Origin of the sequence: Bradyrhizobium sp. (assembly GCF_049581145.1) — a bacterium.
Classification (GTDB): Bacteria; Pseudomonadota; Alphaproteobacteria; order Rhizobiales; family Xanthobacteraceae; genus Bradyrhizobium.
Genome location: NZ_JBAURI010001224.1, coordinates 1 through 2054, shown reverse-complemented (window position 1 = coordinate 2054; position 2054 = coordinate 1). Strand labels below are relative to the sequence as shown.

Annotated in this window: 2 protein-coding genes; one reads left to right on the top strand and one right to left on the bottom strand. The window is 59.4% G+C overall.

Annotation, left to right across the window (positions count from 1 at the left end; translation table 11 throughout):
* On the bottom strand, positions 1–330 hold a 330-nt coding region (locus WCB02_RS38970; RefSeq protein ID WP_423967600.1), incomplete at its 3' end, for a B12-binding domain-containing protein.
* Positions 331–813: 483 nt separating this feature from the next.
* Here WCB02_RS38970 and WCB02_RS38965 point away from each other — a divergent pair.
* A partial coding sequence (locus tag WCB02_RS38965) for an oleate hydratase (RefSeq protein ID WP_423967598.1) occupies positions 814–2054 on the top strand: 1241 nt, incomplete at its 3' end.

Here is a 2054-nt window from a genome sequence, read left to right as displayed (position 1 = left end):
GAACATCCTTTCGCAGAACGCCGTAAATCGATGCTCGCCTTCCACGCTGAGGGCGCCTCGCTTCCAGTCCTCACCAATCTGGTGAAGCATCGGCGCGATGATCCCGAGCAGAATGTCGACAGGCCTGATGCTCGCTTCGATCGCGTGGTCGATCGTGCTTTTCGCCGTCCCCAGATCGTTGCGGCGACCCGCCGTGAAGAGCTTGCGCTGGATGTCTTTCAGGAATATCGCGTGAGCAAAATCGGCTGCGGTCAGGCGGCTCCGAGGCCGGCATTCCCCGCAAATTCCATGCGTGACGACGAGATCCTCGTAGTCCGGAACCTCTCCCATGAACTGCTGGCAGTAGGAACACCATTTCAACATCACGATCCGTTTTCTGATCAATGACTATCAGGCACAACCCACATTCGCCTGGTCACGCTCCGAGCGCCCCAACCCTAACAGACGTGAGCCCGCGATGCGATCGATCTTCGTCATATCGCGAAAGCAACAAAATATCGCGCAGCAAACCGGGGCAGTTGGCAGCCGGGGATGATTGGACCAAGCGTCCTGGCCGGTAACGCCGCGATCTGCACCGGCGACTGCCAAGCAAGCATTGAAATGACACTTCGACCGGGCCAATTCCCCGCAGTTCCGCAACACGATGCCGGGCGACATCGCTCGACTTCGCGCTGTGGTCGCTGTTTCGGGACGATTCCGCTCGGGCAGCCGCGCACATCTCGGGCATTTCGACATGATCTAGCTCAATTGCCCGGCCACCTGGTCATCTAGCACTCGCGACAGCGGATTCGCGAAGTTGAGAGGTGGACTTGCATGAAAGCGTATTTCATCGGTGGCGGCGTCGGATCGCTCGCAGGAGCCGCCTTCCTGATCCGCGATGGCGGAGTGGCGGGCGGCAATATCACCATTTACGAGGGGCAGCCGCTGTTGGGTGGCAGTCTGGACGGCGCCCAACTTCCAGGCGGATCCTATTCACTCCGCGGTGGCCGCATGCTGACGACGGATCACTATGAATGCACATGGGATCTGCTTTCAACCATTCCCTCGCTGGAGCATCCCGGGCAGACGGTGCGAGACGAAACCGTCGCGTTCAACCTTCAGCACAAGGCTCATTCGCGCGCCCGGCTCGTCGACCGCAATCGCTTCAAGGTGGACGTCTCGACCATGGGCTTCACCATGCACGACCGGATGGAATTGGTCCGGCTGGCCGAAGCATCCGAGGACAAGCTCGGCAACAGCCGCATCACCGACTGGCTGTCTCCACCCTTCTTCCAGACCAATTTCTGGTACATGTGGCAGACGACTTTCGCCTTTCAGCCCTGGCATAGCGCGGTCGAGCTCAAGCGCTATCTGCATCGCTTCATGAACGAGTTTCCGCGCATCGAGACACTCGCCGGCGTGAAACGGACGGTCTACAATCAATATGACTCCATCGTTCGTCCCCTGACATCCTGGCTCGAGCAACAGGGCGTCCAGTTCGTGAAAAGCACCCGCGTCACGGACATGGACCTTATGGACGACGGAGGCAAACTCTCCGTCAGGCGTCTCGTTCTGGATCAGAACGCAAAGAGCACGGTCGTTTCGCTTGGCGACGACGATCTCGTGTTCTTCCAGAATGGCTCGATGACGGACGCCTCGAGCCTTGGCTCGATGACGAGCCCGCCCAAACGTCTGACCAAGGCGGATAGTCAGGGATGGGCGCTCTGGGAGAAGATCGCGACAGGCCGGCCGATATTGGGCAATCCAGCCGCGTTCAACAGCTCGATTCCGGAATCGTATTGGGCGTCATTTACGGTCACCTGCCGCAATCAAACGTTTTTCGATCAGATGGAGGCGTTTTCCGGGAACGCCGCCGGAACGGGCGGCCTCGTGACTTTCAGGGATTCGAACTGGCTGATGTCGATCGTGCTCTATCACCAGCCGCACTTCATTGGGCAGCCGCAGGACGCTCAGGTGTTTTGGGGTTACGCGCTGCATCCTGACCGGGTTGGCGATTTCGTTGCCAAGCCGATGTCGGAATGCGGCGGCGCCGAGATTCTTCAGGAGCTCTGCGG